Annotated in this window: 1 protein-coding gene; it reads left to right on the forward strand. The window is 57.5% G+C overall.

Translation table 11 applies throughout. The annotated features are described in order from the left end of the window. The coding region (locus tag P9272_RS35960; protein WP_164747216.1) for a hypothetical protein at positions 1-357 on the forward strand (357 nt) is incomplete at its 5' end. Between the last annotated feature and the right edge of the window lie 69 nt (positions 358-426).

Consider the following 426-nt stretch of genomic DNA (forward strand, 5'->3'; position numbering starts at 1 on the left):
GAGATAGTTGCGTGTCTGGCAGGTCCTTTTGCAGAATCCGCATTCGAAGGCTATCTGGACCCGCGCGATATGGCGATGAATGCGTCCGATGGGAATGAGGGGAGCAGCGACTACGCGGATGCCAAGCGAATCTATGGTGAGTTGCGGTTCCTGATGCCGCGCCGCCCCCGTTGGAGGCGGATCGAAGATCGCACGGCCCGGCTAGTACTCGATCACTGGTCAGCCATCGAAGCATTGGCCGCGCATTTGCTGGTCAAGCATGATCTCCAATTCGATGAGGCTCTGACGATTGTTGCGCCGCATCTTCCGCCCATGCCAGCAGCTACGCCGCCAGAGCGTCATCCGCAGCCTGCTTGATCAGCCATTCGATGTGATTTGACCACATCTGCAACACCTCGCGCTTCTCCTTGACGTTGCTATAGAGAT

Origin of the sequence: Mesorhizobium sp. WSM4976, from assembly GCF_029625685.1 — a bacterium.
GTDB lineage: Bacteria > Pseudomonadota > Alphaproteobacteria > Rhizobiales > Rhizobiaceae > Mesorhizobium.